Origin of the sequence: Glaciecola siphonariae, from assembly GCF_042652645.1 — a bacterium.
Lineage (GTDB): Bacteria > Pseudomonadota > Gammaproteobacteria > Enterobacterales > Alteromonadaceae > Glaciecola > Glaciecola siphonariae.
In genome coordinates, this window is record NZ_JBHSGU010000024.1 from 1 (window position 1) to 937 (window position 937).

Genomic DNA, 937 nt, shown 5'->3' on the forward strand with positions numbered 1-937 from the left:
CGCAGGTCAGCATACTGCGGTGAATACGTTCCCGGGCCTTGTACACACCGCCCGTCACACCATGGGAGTGGGATGCAAAAGAAGTAGCTAGTCTAACCTTCGGGAGGACGGTTACCACTTTGTGTTTCATGACTGGGGTGAAGTCGTAACAAGGTAACCCTAGGGGAACCTGGGGTTGGATCACCTCCTTACCAAAAGTCGAGTGCTTTTGATGCAGTGCTCACACAGATTTTCTTGTTATATATTTACCACAGGCGCTTGTTGAACAAGTGAATTTAAAGTGTGGTATGGCATGTAGAAGCGCCTTAATGAATAATGCTTATCAAAGCACTATCCATTAAGGTTTTTTAAAGCCTTGAATGTTCTTTAACAATTTGGAAAGCTGATAATTAGTAATCAATATTTAACGAAAGAGTAACTGATTGAACAACTTCGAAGTAATTCGAGAGATGTTCTTTCAACCGCTACTCTATCTGACGAATGTGCGATGCAAGTGTGCGAGTATTACCTTGTATAGGTAATGACAGTCACCTTGCGCAAGAATAGCCTAATCTGTGATTAGACTATTTTGCACGAAAATATGATTAGCAAACTTGTCATTCATATAATCTAACGCAACGAGAATTCAAAAGGCTCGTTGTTAATACTAGCTAAACAATTTACTTGCTTAATAAAGAGAGAGATGTGCAAACATCCACCCCTTTAGTGAGCATGTGTAGGGTCAGCAGGGTTTCCCTGCGGTAAAGCCCGAAGCAGCGACCACTTGCTTGCAAGTGTTTGTGGTAAAGAGTCAAGAAGGCTATTTAGGGTTGTATGGTTAAGTGACTAAGCGTATACGGTGGATGCCTTGGCAGTTAGAGGCGATGAAGGACGTGTAAGTCTGCGAAAAGCTGTGGTGAGCTGACAAAACGCATTTGAGCCACAGATGTCCGAATGG

The 937-nt window shown here is 42.9% G+C and carries 2 rRNA genes; both read left to right on the top strand.

Annotated elements, in window-relative coordinates:
• Window positions 1-191, top strand: a 16S ribosomal RNA gene (locus ACFO4O_RS16410); the annotation flags it as partial.
• Between the two features lie 624 nt (window positions 192-815).
• Window positions 816-937, top strand: a 23S ribosomal RNA gene (locus ACFO4O_RS16415); the annotation flags it as partial.